The sequence below is a fragment of the Mesorhizobium sp. CA10 genome, assembly GCF_020165285.1.
Lineage (GTDB): Bacteria > Pseudomonadota > Alphaproteobacteria > Rhizobiales > Rhizobiaceae > Mesorhizobium.
This window is the reverse complement of sequence record NZ_JAIUHV010000009.1, coordinates 138,563-153,315: the sequence shown is the minus strand read 5'-3', so window position 1 is coordinate 153,315 and position 14,753 is coordinate 138,563. Positions and strand designations below refer to the sequence as shown.

19 protein-coding genes are annotated in these 14,753 nt (G+C 63.6%); 10 read left to right on the top strand and 9 right to left on the bottom strand.

From position 1 onward, the window contains the following. Positions 1–57: 57 nt before the first annotated feature. From LB535_RS19715 to LB535_RS19695, 5 genes are all read right to left on the bottom strand, one after another. Positions 58–303 carry a YMGG-like glycine zipper-containing protein gene (locus LB535_RS19715; RefSeq protein ID WP_095767375.1) on the bottom strand — a complete coding sequence of 82 codons (246 nt, stop codon included), beginning with the start codon at positions 301–303 and terminating at the stop codon, positions 58–60. A gap of 258 nt (positions 304–561) precedes the next feature. Beyond that, complete coding sequence (locus LB535_RS19710; protein WP_224633381.1) at positions 562–732, bottom strand: hypothetical protein; 171 nt, start codon at positions 730–732, stop codon at positions 562–564. Positions 733–952: 220 nt separating this feature from the next. Beyond that, positions 953–1,978, bottom strand: a complete 1,026-nt coding sequence (locus LB535_RS19705; protein ID WP_224633438.1) for a sensor histidine kinase — start codon at positions 1,976–1,978, stop codon at positions 953–955. 167 nt (positions 1,979–2,145) lie between these two features. After that, positions 2,146–2,310: a DUF1328 domain-containing protein gene (locus LB535_RS19700; protein WP_018429836.1), complete on the bottom strand. Its 165-nt coding sequence runs from the start codon at positions 2,308–2,310 to the stop codon at positions 2,146–2,148. A gap of 169 nt (positions 2,311–2,479) precedes the next feature. Further along, positions 2,480–3,274: a response regulator gene (locus tag LB535_RS19695; RefSeq protein WP_095767378.1), complete on the bottom strand. Its 795-nt coding sequence runs from the start codon at positions 3,272–3,274 to the stop codon at positions 2,480–2,482. 219 nt (positions 3,275–3,493) lie between these two features. Between LB535_RS19695 and LB535_RS19690 the strand changes: the two genes are divergently transcribed. Continuing rightward, positions 3,494–3,697, top strand: a complete 204-nt coding sequence (locus tag LB535_RS19690; protein ID WP_224527505.1) for a NepR family anti-sigma factor — start codon at positions 3,494–3,496, stop codon at positions 3,695–3,697. A 3-nt stretch (positions 3,698–3,700) separates the two neighbouring features. Further along, positions 3,701–4,252: an RNA polymerase sigma factor gene (locus LB535_RS19685; protein WP_040985057.1), complete on the top strand. Its 552-nt coding sequence runs from the start codon at positions 3,701–3,703 to the stop codon at positions 4,250–4,252. A gap of 154 nt (positions 4,253–4,406) precedes the next feature. Here LB535_RS19685 and LB535_RS19680 read toward each other — a convergent pair whose 3' ends face one another. Beyond that, on the bottom strand, positions 4,407–4,790 hold the full coding sequence (locus LB535_RS19680) for a response regulator (RefSeq protein ID WP_224611097.1): 384 nt from the start codon (positions 4,788–4,790) through the stop codon (positions 4,407–4,409). A 149-nt stretch (positions 4,791–4,939) separates the two neighbouring features. Between LB535_RS19680 and LB535_RS19675 the strand changes: the two genes are divergently transcribed. From LB535_RS19675 to LB535_RS19665, 3 genes are all read left to right on the top strand, one after another. Continuing rightward, positions 4,940–5,692, top strand: coding sequence for a Crp/Fnr family transcriptional regulator (locus LB535_RS19675; RefSeq protein WP_224527177.1), 753 nt, complete (start codon positions 4,940–4,942; stop codon positions 5,690–5,692). Between the two features lie 73 nt (positions 5,693–5,765). Next, a complete protein-coding gene (locus LB535_RS19670; protein ID WP_095767382.1) occupies positions 5,766–6,092 on the top strand; it encodes a YqjD family protein in 327 nt (108 codons plus the stop codon). A 6-nt stretch (positions 6,093–6,098) separates the two neighbouring features. Beyond that, on the top strand, positions 6,099–6,563 hold the full coding sequence (locus LB535_RS19665) for a hypothetical protein (RefSeq protein ID WP_224633380.1): 465 nt from the start codon (positions 6,099–6,101) through the stop codon (positions 6,561–6,563). A 15-nt stretch (positions 6,564–6,578) separates the two neighbouring features. Here LB535_RS19665 and LB535_RS19660 read toward each other — a convergent pair whose 3' ends face one another. Next, a complete protein-coding gene (locus tag LB535_RS19660; RefSeq protein ID WP_224633379.1) occupies positions 6,579–8,102 on the bottom strand; it encodes a sensor histidine kinase in 1,524 nt (507 codons plus the stop codon). Between the two features lie 159 nt (positions 8,103–8,261). Here LB535_RS19660 and LB535_RS19655 point away from each other — a divergent pair, with 159 nt between their 5' ends. Continuing rightward, entirely contained in the window at positions 8,262–8,465 is a 204-nt protein-coding gene (locus LB535_RS19655) for a hypothetical protein (RefSeq protein WP_095767385.1), read from the top strand. An 8-nt stretch (positions 8,466–8,473) separates the two neighbouring features. Here the strand turns inward: LB535_RS19655 and LB535_RS19650 are convergent, their stop codons facing one another. Beyond that, complete coding sequence (locus LB535_RS19650; RefSeq protein ID WP_224633378.1) at positions 8,474–9,394, bottom strand: diacylglycerol/lipid kinase family protein; 921 nt, start codon at positions 9,392–9,394, stop codon at positions 8,474–8,476. A 243-nt stretch (positions 9,395–9,637) separates the two neighbouring features. Between LB535_RS19650 and LB535_RS19645 the strand changes: the two genes are divergently transcribed. Beyond that, complete coding sequence (locus tag LB535_RS19645) at positions 9,638–11,002, top strand: PRC-barrel domain-containing protein (RefSeq protein WP_224633437.1); 1,365 nt, start codon at positions 9,638–9,640, stop codon at positions 11,000–11,002. A gap of 113 nt (positions 11,003–11,115) precedes the next feature. Here the strand turns inward: LB535_RS19645 and LB535_RS19640 are convergent, their stop codons facing one another. Then, complete coding sequence (locus tag LB535_RS19640) at positions 11,116–12,669, bottom strand: alkaline phosphatase family protein (protein ID WP_224633377.1); 1,554 nt, start codon at positions 12,667–12,669, stop codon at positions 11,116–11,118. A gap of 214 nt (positions 12,670–12,883) precedes the next feature. Here LB535_RS19640 and LB535_RS19635 point away from each other — a divergent pair, with 214 nt between their 5' ends. From LB535_RS19635 to LB535_RS19625, 3 genes are read left to right on the top strand one after another with little or no spacing between them, the layout of a single operon-like run. Then, a complete protein-coding gene (locus LB535_RS19635) occupies positions 12,884–13,816 on the top strand; it encodes a VOC family protein (protein ID WP_224633376.1) in 933 nt (310 codons plus the stop codon). Positions 13,817–13,820: 4 nt separating this feature from the next. Then, positions 13,821–14,450: an alpha/beta hydrolase gene (locus LB535_RS19630; protein WP_224633375.1), complete on the top strand. Its 630-nt coding sequence runs from the start codon at positions 13,821–13,823 to the stop codon at positions 14,448–14,450. Between the two features lies 1 nt (position 14,451). After that, on the top strand, positions 14,452–14,751 hold the full coding sequence (locus LB535_RS19625; protein ID WP_095767389.1) for a GNAT family N-acetyltransferase: 300 nt from the start codon (positions 14,452–14,454) through the stop codon (positions 14,749–14,751). Positions 14,752–14,753: the final 2 nt, after the last annotated feature.

The window sequence follows — 14,753 nt, the reverse complement described above, 5'->3', positions numbered from 1 at the left end:
TTGAATTCAGAGCAAACCGGAGGCCGGCTGCCGGCCCCCGGTCTTTCCCGTGCTGAACTAGTTGCAGCGAGCCGTGTAGATCCGGCCGCGATGATCGCGATACTGGCAATAGCCGTTGCGCAGGTTGCGAACCAGAAGGCCCGACCCGGCGCCGACGGCCGCGCCGATCAGCGCACCCTTGCTGCCGCCGACCAAGCCGCCCACGCCGGCGCCGATCAGGCCGCCGCCGACGACGTCCTGCTCGGTTGTTGTGCAGCCGCTGACAGCGACCACGGCAACCATGGCAATCATCATCTTCCGCATAGAATTGCTCCTCACTTTTGTCCTCACTTTCGGCAGTGCCAGCAGCCATTTAGCATGAAAAAACATGCTTTGCCTGCCCGATTTCACTGTTGCCTAACGTAGTCTTTTTGACGGCGCCCGCCGTTCCACGCGACAAGCATGCCGGGCACCTCCAGCGATGCGGCCGGCGTGCCGTCGGGCCGCACGTTCCAGACGATCCGGTCGCAGTCGTCCAGCGCGGAATCCGCAGCGGCCGAGGGGTCAGAGCCGTGTGCGGGGTCAGACCAACTGCCAAGCCGCGGTCAGGGCCACGGCGGCCAGAAGCGCAATCGTGCCCAGGCGGAGCGAAAGATGCGACGACCGCGGCGCCGGCGGCAGCTCGGCATCCTGGAAGCCGCTCATCGAGACGCGGGCGGCCTGCTCCAGCCTGTTCATGTCGGCAACCATCATTTCGGTCTCCCCAGGTCGCGCCGGGGCGCGGATGGGTTTCCGGCGCATCGTAAGCCGGGAGCACAGGATCGGACTTTATGGTGAACAGCCGGTTAAGGGCCTCCGCCGGCAAAGCGCTCGCGTCTCCGTCTGACGCAATTGCGGACGGCTGCGGCGAAGCCGCCGAGCCTGACGGTTGCACATTTTTCCTGGAATTGCTCCTACGCCATCGGCGGCGCTCTCAATCGGTCTCGAAATTCCCGTGCGGGACGGTGAGACGGTATTCCATCCGGTCTCTGCCGATTTCCAGCGTCGCGGAGCCATTCAGCGACATCGGCACGACGCGTTCCAGCGCCACGCTGCCGAAACGCTTCTCATTGCGCTGCGCGTCGCCGACCACCTCCGTCCAGGTCAGCAAGAGGTTGGGCGAGGTTCCGTCTTCGGCCTCGAGCTTGGCGCGCACCTCGACATGGCCGTCCGGCCGCGACAGTGCGCCATAGCTCACTGAGTTGACGGCCAACTCATGCATGGCGAGACCGATATGCAGGGCGGCGTTGGGGTTGAGGTAAGGATTTTCGCCCGCGAACCGCAGGCTTTGAGCCAGATCGCTGCTGTAGCGGCCGACCTGGCCGGATACGAGCTCGTGCAGCGCGGCTCCTCGCCAGTTGGAGGATGTGACGAGATCCTGCGAAGACGCGAGCGATTGCAGCCGGCCGCGAAACCGCGCCAGGAAGTCGCCGAGCGTCTCCGTATATCGCCCAGTCTGAGTGGCGACGCTCTGGATGATGGCGAGGAGATTTTTCGATCGATGGCTGACTTCGCGCAGCAATGTCTTGAGGGTCTGTTCGCGGCGTTTCTGCTCCGTCGTCTCCACCATCGTCGTGACGACGCCGAGGACATCGCCGGTCTCCCCGCGGTCTGCATCGATCCAAAGCTGGAACCAACGCACGCCCTGGTGCCCCGGAATGCTGAGCTCGAGCTGGTCCGGGTTGCCGGATTCGATCACCTTGAGTTTGGCGGCTCTTATGCGTTCGGCCTGCGCCGGCGAGAGCAAGTCCTTGCCGTCGGCTGTATCGGACGCCCACGGCGCGTTCATGTTGCGCGCCCAGACCGTTTCCATCTGCCGATCCTGGTAGAGAACCGAAATCCCTGCGTTGTGCAGGGCGTGAAGCAAGGCCCGCCCCACCTGCATCCCGCTTTCCGAAGGATGCATTGCGATCACTTCGCGCTTTTCGACCCTGTCTTGCGTGGGACCTTGGGAAGGCATTGGAGATATCCCCCACTCGGTCCTTGAACGGCCCAATCCGCAACTTGTTCCGCACGAGTCAAACCCTGCAGTGCTCTCCAAAAACGGTCCGCCGGACGGTGCTCTTTCGAGGCGCCGTCCGGCGGTGGCTGGAAACCGTTTGAGGGGTGCGGCTTCCAGTGTTGCGGTCAGGCTCTCCTGAAGAGACCTGCGATGAGCGAAATCACCAGGAAGGCGAGAAAGATGAAGAACAGGATTTGCGCGATGCCTGCCGAAGTGCCGGCGATGCCGCCGAACCCAAGCGCGCCGGCGATGATCGCAACTACGAGAAATACGAGCGCCCAGTACAGCATGATGCGTCTCCTTCTTATGTCGGGAAAAGAACGTGGCCAGATGCCGTTTGTTCCACCATTTGCTGAAAAAGACGATCCCCCAAAGCGAGCTTTTCAGACCGCACACAGCCACGCGTCACGCATGGCGCGGAGCCTTGGCGTGACACTTGGGATCCAGCTTCGGAAGGGATCAGGCGGCGGCCTTGGCCTGACGGTCGAAGAACAGGGCCTGGCTGATCAACGCCTTGACCATGTCGGGATTGAACGGCTTGGTGACCAGGAAGGCCGGCTCGGGCCGTTCGCCGGTCAGCAGGCGTTCAGGGAAGGCAGTGATGAAGATCACCGGCACAGGCGTCGAGGACAAGATCTCGTTGACGGCTTCGATGCCCGAGCTCCCATCGGCGAGCTGGATGTCGGCCAGAACCATTTTCGGCCGCGTCCTGCCGAACAAGGCCACAGCCTCGGCATGCGTGCGCGCCGTGCCGACGACGCGGTGGCCGAGGCTCTCGACCATCTCCTCGATATCCATGGCGATCAGCGGCTCGTCCTCGATGATCAGCACATCGGTCGCGACTTGCCGGGAAATCTCGTTGCTCGCCTGGGCAAGCAGCTCCGAGAACTCATCCTCGTCGACGTCGAGGATCTCCGCCGCCTCGTCCTCGCTGAAGCCCTCGACGGCAACCAGAAGGAAAGCCTGCCTCGGCAGGGGCGCGATCGCATTCAGATTGGCCGCGGCCCGCTGCTCCCAGGCGGTCTGCGCCTGTTCCTGCGGCACGCGGATGGCCACGGAGGTGAACAGCCTGGCGAAAACCTTGTACAGCGCAATACGGTCGCTCGAGGCTTCGGGGAAGATATTGGTATCGGCGATAATGGCTTCCAGCATCGCGGCGACCAGCGCGTCACCGCTCTCCTGCGATCCCGACACCGCGCGCGAGAAGCGGCGAAGGAACGGGAGATGAGGAGCGATGGTTGCGGACAGACTCATTATTGACGTCTCCCTCAGATGACGTTTCATGTTCAAGGCCGCATTGGTTGCAAGCCCCTCTGCATCAAACGCCGGCTTCCGGAAAAAGTTCCGCCGGCCGCGGAACTAAATTAGCAGGTGAGCGTTTCCGATCCAGGGATGGGCAACCAGACGAGGGTTCCGCTTGCGTTGTGGTTTGAAGTCGAAGAGCGGCTCGGGTGCTGGAAATTAGGGCTATTTATGAAGGAAATGTCAAAAAAACAGATGGCTGATGCCGCAAGCAGGCATCGGAACGGGGATGGCAATCCGCTTGGTGCAAACTCCGAAATCGCTCGCAAGCTCAAGCAGTATTATGACGAACTGGTCTCGGATCGTGTGCCGGACCGTTTCGCTCAGCTGCTCAGCCAGCTGGAACAGACCGAACCTGCCCAGAAAAAGGACTGAGGCATGGCGGCGGTATCCCAGAGTTTCAAGACCGAGCTGCTCGGCGCGATCCCGAGCCTGCGGGCTTTCGCCGTGTCGCTCACACAGAATGCCGACCGGGCCGACGACCTCGTCCAGGAAACGCTGGTCAAGGCATGGGACAAGCATGAGAGCTTCCAGCCGGGCACCAATTTGAAGGCCTGGCTGTTCACCATCCTGCGCAATGAATTCTATTCGCAGATGCGCAAGCGCGGCCGCGAAGTGCAGGACAGCGACGGCATCATGACGGCCAGGCTTGCCGTTCATCCGGCCCAGCATGGCCAGCTCGATCTCAAGGATTTCCGCGGCGCGCTCGAGCAACTGCCCGAGGACCAGCGCGAAGCCATCATCCTGATCGGCGCTTCCGGCTTCTCCTATGAAGAAGCCGCCGAGATCTGCGGCTGCGCGGTCGGCACGATCAAAAGCCGCGTCAGCCGGGCGCGCGCCAGGCTGCAGGAGATCCTCAAGATTTCCGGAGAGGACGAGTTCGGACCCGACGCGATCTCGGCGCAGGTCACAGGTTCGAACGCAGCTTAACTTTCGGGACGCCAAGGCGGCAAGTTCCTGCTCGCGCTATTCGACGTCGTCATTCGGCGCGCTTGACGTATCCGGCATTTCCTTGAGGAACCCGGACTCGCACGGCCACGATGTGAGCACGCAAGGCGGCCTGAGATTGCCTCGGCGGCGACCGTCAGGCCGCCGGAGCGGCCCGTCCGCAGGCGATCGCCACGGCTTCGACGAGATCGTCGCCCGAGTAAGGCTTGGTCACCAGTCGAACGTCGGGGAACGAGTTCTTGATTTCGTCCGAATCCGAATAGCCGGAGGCGAATACGAACGGCACGCCCTCTGCGCGCAACCGCGCGGCGAAATCCAGGGTCGACACCCCGCCAAGCATCAGATCGACAACTGCCGCGTCGAAGCTCGAAGGCAGCGCCTGCCCGTCGATGTCGGCGATCTCTCGCGCGATCGTCACATCCGCGGCGCCGTGGTCACGGCAAAGCTGCTCGACATCCATCGCTATCAGGAACTCGTCTTCGAGGACAAGAATGCGCAATCCGTCAAGCAATGCTGTCACTTATGGGGTGTCTCCTTGGCAGCCGCACTCATGCGCGCAATCCGTCACGATGTCATTTAAAAAAGACATGGACATGACCCCGGCGGAACCGCTGCCCCCCTCAAACGTTTCCTTGCGCCCCTAGGGCAGGGATTTCGAAGAGGGGTCGAATGTCCGCACGTTTGGTTGCCACTCGCCAATATCCTTGCGAAAAATGCCCGCTGCGGCCGCTGCCGGCCTTCCGCGAATTCGACGAGCAGGAATTGTCATTTATCGACACCTTCAAGCGTGGCGAATTGGCGGTCGACAGAGGTGCGACCGTGCTGGTCGAAGGCAGCCACAGCGCGCATCTTTACACAGTGCTGTCGGGTTGGGCGTTCCGCTACAAGCTTTTGCCCGACGGGCGCCGGCAGATCCTCAATTTTTCCATGCCTGGCGACCTGATCGGCCTGCAGGGAAGTCTGATGGGCGAAATGCAGCATTCCGTCGAAGCCCTGTCGCCGATGCTGCTTTGCGTTTTCGAACGCGATCAGCTGCAGGAACTCTATCGCAACCATCCCGGCCTTGCCTATGACATCACCTGGATCGCGTCGCGCGAGGAGCGCATGCTGGATGAGAACCTGCTCAGCATCGGCCGCCGTACCGCGCTTGAGCGCGCCGCCTATCTTATCGCCTTCATCGCCCGCCGGGCTCGCGGCGCCGGCCTCAACGGCAAGACACCGGTGCAGATCCCGATCACGCAACAGCACATCGCCGACACGCTCGGCCTCTCGCTGGTCCATACCAACAAGACGATCCGCAAGCTGATGGACCGCAAGCTCATCATGTGGCGAGACGGCGGCTGCGAAGTGATCGACTATGACGGGCTGAAGAAGCTTGCCCGCTGGGAGGGGCTAGGCGAGGAATGCAGGCCGCTGATCTAGGTTTGGCTTGCGACGACCGGAACCATGGCGCCGAACGGGCGTTGAAACCAACGCAAACACAAGGAGTTAGAGAATGGCAACCGCCGCAGGCAAATCCGCCACAGACGAAGCAACCGCCGCCGATCTGGAGGCCGATATTGAGCAACTGAAAGCGGACATCCAGCGACTCACCGAGCAACTCGCCACGACCGGTCAACACGGCTACGGCGCGGCCCGTCGCGCCGCCGCGGACGGCGTCGAGCAATTGCGCGCGCAGGGCGAAGCCGCGTTCGAGAGCATGCGGGGAAGAGCCGAGGATATCGAAGCGCAGCTGATCGCCAAGGTGCGCGAGAAGCCGGTGACCTCGCTGGCCATCGCGGCGGGCGTCGGTTACCTGTTCGCCCTGCTTTCCCGCCGCTAACCGCAGATGGGGGCGCTTGTCTCGCTGATCTCGGCCCTCGCTTCGGGCCAGGCGATGGCCGCTTTGCATAGGGCGCGGACCGCGGCAATCCTTTACGGGCTTGCCGCCATTTTCGCCTTGTGCGGTGTCGGCTTCCTCATCGGCGCCGCCTACATCTGGCTGGCGGTCCGCTACGGACCGATGGCGACCAGTCTCGGCTTCGGCATCGGCTTCCTGGTGGTTGCCGGGCTCATCCTCGCCATTCACAAGCTGGCGGCCGGCATGCGCAGCAAGCGCCGCGCGCGGCGACGCCAGGCCGATATGACGGCGGCGGGCGTTACCGCAGCACTTGCCTTGCTTCCGGCCCTCGCCAAAAGCAAAGGCGGGCTTGGAGCCATTGTCGCGCCTGCCCTGGCGGTCATCGCGTATGCTATCTATCGCGAGAACACCAAGTCCAGGCCGTCGAAGCCGGACCCGGAAAACTTGCCTTGAGCAGTGCCGGAGCGCTCATTTCAAGGACGGCTCGAGCGGCATCGATATTTCGGCGAAGACGCCATCCGGGCGAAATTCGTGGATCACCTCGCTGTCGATGACCTTGGCGAGGCTGCGGCGGATCAGGATCGAGCCAAAACCCTGGCGATCCGGAGGCTCGACCCGCGGCCCACCGCTCTCGCGCCAGGTCAGCACCAGGCGGCGCGCGCCTTTGCGGCCTTGCGTCTTCCAGTCGAGATCGACTTTTCCCGACGGCGCGGAGAGTGAGCCGTATTTCATCGCGTTGCTGGCGAGCTCATGCAGGATCAGGCCGAGCCCGACCGCTTGATCGGGCGAGAGCAGAAGCTCGGGACCCGAAATCGCGATACGCGGCTGGCGGCCCGTGTCGAAAGCCCTGACCTCGATGCGTGCCAATTCGCCGATGCCAATGCCGCGCCATTCGCGGTCGGACAGCAGATTATGGGCGGCGCCGAGCGCCTGCAGCCTGGCACCGAAGGCCTCCAGGAACACACTCGGCTGGCGAGCGTGGCGGACGGTCTGCGTCGCCAGCGCCTGCACGGTCGCCAATGTGTTCTTGACGCGGTGGTTGAGCTCACGCAGCAAGAGGCGCTGCCGCTCGTCGCCGAGCTTGCGCTCGGTGATGTCGTAGTTGACGCCGAAGATCAGCGTCGGCTTGCCCTCGCCGTCGCGTTCGATCACGCGTCCACGCGTGGCGATCCAGCGGGGTGGATGGACCCCCTTGACCCGGTACTCGCCAAAATAGTCGTCGCTGCCGCTCAGCGCGTCGCGGAAACGCGTCTCGGTCTGGTAGACATCGCGCGGGTCGATGGCGCGCAGGATGTCGCGCGCCTTCAGCCGGTTCGAAGGCGGCAGGTTGAAAAGCTCGGCCAGAAGCGTGTCGCATTCGATCATGTCGGTGCGTATGTCCCACGCCCAGCTCGCCAGTGAGGCGGCGTCGAGCGCGATGGCGCGGCGCTTTTCCTCGCGCGCCAGTTCCGCCTTGGCGATGGCGCCGTCGCGGGTGGCGTCCTTCAGCGCGAACAGGCTGGCCGCGAGGTCGGCCAGCATTCTCAGCTTCGCCACCTTGTCCTCGGCCGGAAACGGTCTCGGCTGGCGATCGAGCACGCAGAGCGTACCGATCCTGGCACCGGCCACCATCATCGGCACGCCGATAAAAAAACAGATGTGCTGCTTGCCCGTGACCAGCGGATTGTCGGCGAAACGCGGATCGAGCGTGGCGTCGGTCACCACCATGGGATCGTCGCCGGCGGCGATGGCGTGGGCGCTGAAGGAAGTGCTGGTTGGCGTCTCCTTCTCGTCGAGGCCGATGCGCGCCTTTAACCGCCGGCGACTGCTGCCGATCAGGCTCACCAGCGCGACAGGCGCTTCGGCGATTGCCGCAGCGAGACCGGTGATACGGTCGAAATCCGGATCGGTTGCGGTATCCATGGCGCCCAGGCCCTGAAGCAGGGCGAGCCGTTCCGCATCGATCACGACGCGGCTGACGTCCGCTGGCAAACTATCCGCCTTGCTGCTCATAATTGCCTCAAAACGCCACGCAATCGGCCATCATATACACGCAATCGGTTGCCGCATGCTTGCGGGCGTCTTTTCCGACACGGAACCTTCCCGAACAGGATCCGTTACCGACCATGTCGTGCCTGAAGCGCCCGCCGCCGCGCAGCATGGAGGCCAATCGTGACCAAGATCGTACCTGAAGACAAAGCTCGCCAGGGGCATTGGGGCTGGCACGCCCTCAGAATCCTCATCGCCGGGCTGCTGCTCGCCTTCATCGCGTGGGGCGCGGTCGAGATCTACGGCGAGCTGATCAAGTCGCCGACGACCCAGCAGAACGTGCCGACGGCGCCGCCCGCCGAGCAGAAATCCACTCAAGGCAGCTGATCTTTCCATCACGCCGCCTTCGCCTGCGCATTGCGGGACGGGACAAGCACGTTCAGGGCGCCGGGGTGAATCTCGACCGTGGTTTCCCTCTCCAGCCTGATCAATTCGCCGTCCAGCACCGCGCTGAACTTCCTGGTGGGCGAACGGATTTTCAGCACGACCTTGCCAGCCTGATGCACTTCGACATGCGCGCTTTGGCGCAACCTGCCGCGCAGCATGTCCAGCAGCAGCTTCGCCAGATGATGACGCCGGCGCGCGACGCTGACATAGATGCCGAGCACGCCGCCAGCCGGGTTGTCGGCATAGGGCAGGTGGCCTTCGCCGAACAGATTGTTGGAGATGCCGATGCCGGTCGTGCGGGTGACGATCTCGGCCTTGCCGATGCTCAGGCTCACCTTGAGCGCCGGCGGGTTCTTGATAGCCGCCCACGCCGCGCGCACGGACGCCTGCATCTTTCCAAGGCGCGAGCCGAAATCCATTTTCTCGCGCAACTGGACCATCTTGGCGTGCATGCCGACGGAGAACTGATGCACGAAAGGCTGGCCGTTGGCGCTCGCCATATCGACGGCGATCACCTCGCCGTCGGCAAAGGACTGCAACGCCGCTTCCAATGTCTGCGGGATGCCCAGGCCGCGCGCAAACAGGTTCATCGTGCCGGCCGGCAAGATGGCCAGGGCCTTCTTCTTGTTCATGAGGAGGGATGCCGCGGTGGAAATCGTGCCGTCGCCGCCTCCGGCGAGAACAACGTCGATATTTCGCTTGGCGATGACCTTTTCCAGCGCCGTGGCGACGTCGCGACCGGCAACGATGTCGATCTCGACCGAATGCCCCGCCGCTTCTAGGATCTGACGCAGCTTTTCGGAAAATGCTTCCATGTCGATGGTACGGAGGGTGCCGCCGTCCTGGTTCAGCACCGCAGCAAACCGCATATCGCGCTCCGTGTCCGGGTCACTTTGAGCCGGCAGACCCTCAGCCGCAGGCTGAAACGAGGAGGCCGCCGCAAAGGTTCCGCCGGGAGGTCAGCCATGCACGGACGCGTGAACGCGTTGCGGTTGGAACAACCCTCCGGTCACAACGTTGTGAACCTGTAGACATTGCCGCTTCCGACCTGCCGTCAAGAGGCTGGCCAAGGAGCGTCATGCACAGATCAGGCACGAGGAGAGACCATCATGATGATCCGCACTCTTTTTGCGACGACCGCGATCACAACCCTTCTAGCAACCGGCGCTTTCGCGCAGACGACGCCCGCCCCGGCTCCACAGCCCCCAGCAGCCGAGAATCCGGCGCCGGTCCCGCGCGCCGATGGCGCCCTGATGAGCAATATTATCGGCGAGTCCGTCTATAACGGCACGGGAGACGATGCACAGAATATCGGCAAGGTTGACGATGTCGTCTTCGATTCCGGCGGCAAAGCCAAGTCCGCGATCATCGGCGTCGGCGGATTTCTCGGCGTCGGCAAGAAGGACGTCGCTTTCGACTACGGCAAGCTGGAATGGGCAGAGAAGAACGGCGACCGCTGGCTGGTCGCCAAGTCGACCAAGGATGAGCTGAACGCTCTGCCGGCGTTCGACCGCAAGCCTTACGATCCGGCGCCGGCGCAGTCTACCGACGCTACGCAGCCCGCCAACAACACGACAACAGCCCAGGCTCCCGCGGCCGCACCGGCCGAGCCGGTGAAGAAGGCGGAGGGCAACCTCGCCACCAACATCATGGGCGAGTCGGTTTATAACGGCACTGCGGACGATGCCCAGAAGATCGGCGACGTGAAGGACATCGTGCTTGCCAAGGACGGCAAGGCCGAGTCGCTGGTGATCGGCGTCGGCGGCTTCCTCGGCATCGGCACGAAGAACGTCACTTTCGACTTCGACAAGGCAAAATGGGCGGAGAAGAACGGCGACCGCTGGCTGGTGGCCGAGACGACGAAGGAGCAGCTGCAGGCCCAGCCGGAGTTCGACCGCAAGCCCTATGATCCGGCGCCCGGCACGACGACGGCCGCGAACAACGCGCCGGCAACGACCACGCCTGCGGTGGTCGCTTCGGGCACGACGTCCGATAAGGGAGCGAAGCCGGCAGAGCCCGCCAAGTCGACGGCGGAGAACAAGCCTGCGACGCCGCCAGCCCAGAGCACGGCTGAGAACAAGCCCGCCGATAATAGCGGCGCTGCCACCGACCAGACCAAGACCGCTTCCATCGACAAGTCGACACTGACCGAGATGCCGATGGGCAACATGCGCGTCGACGATCTCAAGGGCACGACGGTCTATGGCGCCAACGACGAGAAGATCGGTTCAATCGGCGACGTCGTGCTGACGCCCGACAACAAGCCGGACGCGGTCATCGTCGATGTTGGCGGCTTCCTCGGCATCGGCGCCAAGGAAGTGGCGATCGGCATGGATAAGCTCAAATTCATGACCGACAAGAACGGCAAGAAGTATCTCTACACCAACTTCACCAAGGAGCAGCTGCAGGCGCAAACGGCCTATGACAAGAGCAGTTATGCCGCCAACCGCGACCAGCAGCGGATGATTCTGAAATAAGGGAATAGGAAGTAAGGGAATAGGCAGTAGGAAATAGGCAGTAGGCGAAAGAAGGGTTGGCATACCACCCAGCGACACGAATGTTCTACTGCCTACTGCCTACTGCCTACTGCCTACTGCCCACTCACGTACCCCACCACTCCATCTTCCGTCAGTTCCGCCAAGGCAAGGGACTGATCGAGGTGAGCGCCGCGCCAGGCAAGCATCTTCTCGGCGAACTCGAGCCGTACCGGGAGATAGGCCGGGTCGTTCGCCACATTGTTCAGCTCGCCTGGGTCCTTCGATAGGTCGAACAGAAGCGCCGGCAGGCCGCCGCCGAAATGGACATATTTGAAGTCCGCCGCGCGGATAACGGCGAGGTTGCAGGCGTTCGACGCGATACCGAAATGGCGTTCGGCTTCGCCTTGGGCGACCGTGCGGAAATCAAACTCCCAATGCGCGGCGTCGCGCCAGGCTTCCGGTTCCGTTCCGTCCAGCCAGGGCGCGAGCGAACGGCCGTCGAGGTGGCGCTGCGGCGCGGCGCCGATCAGGTCGAGCATGGTCGGGAAGATATCGACGGCTTCAGTGAAGCGATCCACGGACAAACCGGCCGTGGCTTCCCGGCGCGGATCGCGGATGATCAACGGAATGTGGTAGCTGGCGTCGAAGAAGCCGCCTTTGCCGAGCATGAAGTGATCGCCCATCATCTCGGCATGGTCGGAGGTGAGCACGATCACGGTGTCGCCCCAGGCGCCCGCTGATTTGATGGCCCGCCAAATGCGGCCGAGCTGCGCGTCGACCTCGGAGATCATGTCGTAATAGATCGCGCGGATGCGGCGAAAGTTCTCCTCGCTCCAGTCGGGCACGTTGCCCTCGATGCCGGGGACGAATTTTGTCCGCTTTTGCCCGGCCAGATCGTAGGCGATATAGGGATGGCTGCCGGCCTCGGCCTGCCAACTTGTAGCGCGTTTGAACGCGGGACCTTCAGCCGGATCATACATGGTATTGTAGGGTTCGGGCACGATGAAGGGCGGGTGCGGGCTGATGAAGGAGATATGCGCGAACCACGGCGCGCGCTTCTCCTGCTCGCCAAGCCAGCGGATGAATTCGCCGGCCAGGAACGCGGTTGGCGTCTGGTCTTTCGAATAGACCGGCGGTGCGTTGGTCACGTCGCGTTCCGCCTGGCGCCGGGCCGGACGGTGGATGTCGGGGCTGCCTGCGCTGGTGTCGATGCCTTGCGCGCGCAGCCACGACAGCCATTGCTTCTGATGCTCGGGCAGGGCCTGGCGTACGGTGAAGCCCGGCAGCACGCCCTCATAGCTGCGCAGGCGCGGATCCCCGGCCGCCAGCTGGCGCGGATCGAGCGCGACATCGGTGTAGCCGAACAGGGTGGGATCATAGCCCGCCGCGCGCGCCGAAAGCGCGATGTTGCCATGGCGCGCGTCAAGCGGCGTGCCATTGCGGCAGACGCGATTGTTCATCTGGTAGAGGCCGGTGTAGAGGCACGCGCGGGCAGGCGAGCAGGGTGCTGCGCCGCCATAATGGCGGCGGAAAAGCACCCCTTCCGCGGCGAGAGCATCGACGTTCGGCGTCTTCACCACCGGATGGCCGGCCGCCGACAGGCAATCGCCACGCCACTGGTCGCAAGTGATGAGCAGGACGTTCGGGCGGTGCTTGCGATTGTCCAAGATCGTCTCCTTGTGGAAGCGTTCAGATGGAACGGAAATCACCCGCGTTGCAAGCCAAGCTTGGCGACAGATCGGTGAACATGTTTCGAGCAGTCGTTCACTTTCATGACACAGTCCATTCTATGTTTGCCCGCTTTGCCGCCGGCCCGCTCATCCTCATATTGGCGTGGACAGCGGCAAGGGCCGCACAAAGACAAAAGGAAGGAGCAGGATCATGCTCAAGCAGATACAGGGGCTGCATCACGTCACCTCGATGGCGAGCGATGCACGCCGCAACAATGAGTTCTTTACGAAAAAGCTTGGCCTGCGCCGGGTGAAGAAGACCGTCAATTTCGACGCGCCGGATGTCTACCATCTCTATTATGCCGACGAGGTCGGCACGCCGGGTTCGGTGATGACCTATTTCCCGTTCCCCGATATCGCCAAGGGCCGGCACGGCGTCGGCGAGGTGGGCTCGACAGTGTTCTCGGTGCCGGAAGGCACGCTGGCCTATTGGGAAAAGCGCTTTGCCGATGAGGGCGTGGGCAACGTCGCCCGCACCGAAAGCTTCGGCGAAAAGCGGCTCACCTTCACCGGCCCGGACGGCGACAGTTTCGCGCTCGTCGAGGACAAGACCGACAAGCGGGCGCCCTGGGTCAAGGGCGGTGTTCCCGGCGACGAGGCGATCCGCGGCTTTCACTCGGTCTCGCTGCGGCTGAAGGACGGCGGCGCCACCGAGGAGCTTTTGAAATTCATGGGCTATGAGGAGGTCGACAAGTCCGGCAATATCCGCCGGCTGGCGATCAAGAACGGCAACGGCGCCGATGTCGTCGACATCGAATCACTGCCCGGCGCCGGCTTTGCCAATCTCGGCGCCGGCTCGGTGCACCATGTCGCCTTCGCGGTCGAGGATCGTGCCAAGCAGCTGGATGTGCGCAAGGCGCTTGTCGACACGGGCTATGGCGTGACGCCGGTCATCGATCGCGACTATTTCTGGGCGATCTATTTCCGCACGCCGGGCGGCGTGCTGTTCGAGGTTTCGACCAACGAGCCGGGCTTCGACCGCGACGAGGACACCGCGCATCTCGGCGAGGCGCTGAGGCTGCCGGCGCAGCACCAGCATCTGCGGCCCTATCTCGAACAGCATCTGCAGAAGCTGGAAGACTGAAGCCATGAGCAAGGACGCTTACATCCACAAGGTGCTGCCCGGTACGCCGGGCAGCCCGCTGCTCTTCGTCCTCCACGGCACCGGCGCGGACGAGAACCAGCTTCTCGGTTTCGGCCGCGAGCTTATGCCTTCGGCGACGATCGTCTCGCCGCGCGGCGATGTGTCGGAGCACGGTGCTCCCCGTTTCTTTCGCCGCACCGGCGAGGGCGTCTACGACATGGACGACCTGGCGCGCGCGACCTCGAAGATGGCGGGCTTCGTCAAGGCGCATGTCGGGACCGCAAAACCTTCGGCGGTGTTCGGCCTCGGCTACTCCAACGGCGCCAACATCCTTGCCTCGGTGGTGTTCGCCGAGCCGGGCCTGTTCGACGCCACGGCGCTGATGCATCCGCTGATCCCGTTCGAACCCCGCGTCCAGGGCAGCCTTGCCGGCCGCCGCATCTTGATCACGGCCGGCAGGCGCGACCCGATCTGTCCGCCCAACTTGACGTCGCGGCTCGAGGCCTATTTGCGCGCCGACGGCGCCGATGTCACAGTGGAATGGCACGACGGCGGGCATGAGGTTCGGCCGAATGAAATCGAAGCGGCGCGGCGGTTTTTCGCGCCGGCGCCGGATGCCGGAGGAGGCAAGTGACATGGCCGACCAACTGCCCGAGATCGAACTGGAAGACCGCGGCTCCAAGGGGCGTTACGTGCTGCGCGGCCCGGGCGGCGCCGAGGCCGAGATGACGTTCACCAAGATCGGCGAGCACCAGCTCATCATCGACCACACTGAGGTGCCGGACGTCTTTCGCGGCCAGGGCGCCGGGCTTCGGCTCGTCACCCGCGCGGTCGAGGATGCGCGTGCCGCCGGCAAGAAGATCATCCCGCTCTGCCCCTTCGCCAACGCCCAGTTCCGCCGCCACCCGGAATGGGCGGATGTGCTGAAGCGGTAGCA

Bases quoted from the DNA above. Each gene is read 5' to 3' on its own strand.
- LB535_RS19650 (WP_224633378.1), bottom strand. From the start codon at position 9,394: ATGCGGTTTGCTGCGGTGCTGAACCAGGACGGCGGCACCCTCCGTACC.
- LB535_RS19660 (WP_224633379.1), bottom strand. From the start codon at position 8,102: ATGAGCAGCAAGGCGGATAGTTTGCCAGCGGACGTCAGCCGCGTCGTG.
- LB535_RS19670 (WP_095767382.1), top strand. From the start codon at position 5,766: ATGGCAACCGCCGCAGGCAAATCCGCCACAGACGAAGCAACCGCCGCC.
- LB535_RS19710 (WP_224633381.1), bottom strand. From the start codon at position 732: ATGATGGTTGCCGACATGAACAGGCTGGAGCAGGCCGCCCGCGTCTCG.
- LB535_RS19705 (WP_224633438.1), bottom strand. From the start codon at position 1,978: ATGCCTTCCCAAGGTCCCACGCAAGACAGGGTCGAAAAGCGCGAAGTG.
- LB535_RS19635 (WP_224633376.1), top strand. From the start codon at position 12,884: ATGCTCAAGCAGATACAGGGGCTGCATCACGTCACCTCGATGGCGAGC.
- LB535_RS19690 (WP_224527505.1), top strand. From the start codon at position 3,494: ATGAAGGAAATGTCAAAAAAACAGATGGCTGATGCCGCAAGCAGGCAT.
- LB535_RS19715 (WP_095767375.1), bottom strand. From the start codon at position 303: ATGCGGAAGATGATGATTGCCATGGTTGCCGTGGTCGCTGTCAGCGGC.
- LB535_RS19675 (WP_224527177.1), top strand. From the start codon at position 4,940: ATGTCCGCACGTTTGGTTGCCACTCGCCAATATCCTTGCGAAAAATGC.
- LB535_RS19630 (WP_224633375.1), top strand. From the start codon at position 13,821: ATGAGCAAGGACGCTTACATCCACAAGGTGCTGCCCGGTACGCCGGGC.
- LB535_RS19625 (WP_095767389.1), top strand. From the start codon at position 14,452: ATGGCCGACCAACTGCCCGAGATCGAACTGGAAGACCGCGGCTCCAAG.
- LB535_RS19645 (WP_224633437.1), top strand. From the start codon at position 9,638: ATGATCCGCACTCTTTTTGCGACGACCGCGATCACAACCCTTCTAGCA.
- LB535_RS19665 (WP_224633380.1), top strand. From the start codon at position 6,099: ATGGGGGCGCTTGTCTCGCTGATCTCGGCCCTCGCTTCGGGCCAGGCG.
- LB535_RS19695 (WP_095767378.1), bottom strand. From the start codon at position 3,274: ATGAGTCTGTCCGCAACCATCGCTCCTCATCTCCCGTTCCTTCGCCGC.
- LB535_RS19700 (WP_018429836.1), bottom strand. From the start codon at position 2,310: ATGCTGTACTGGGCGCTCGTATTTCTCGTAGTTGCGATCATCGCCGGC.
- LB535_RS19685 (WP_040985057.1), top strand. From the start codon at position 3,701: ATGGCGGCGGTATCCCAGAGTTTCAAGACCGAGCTGCTCGGCGCGATC.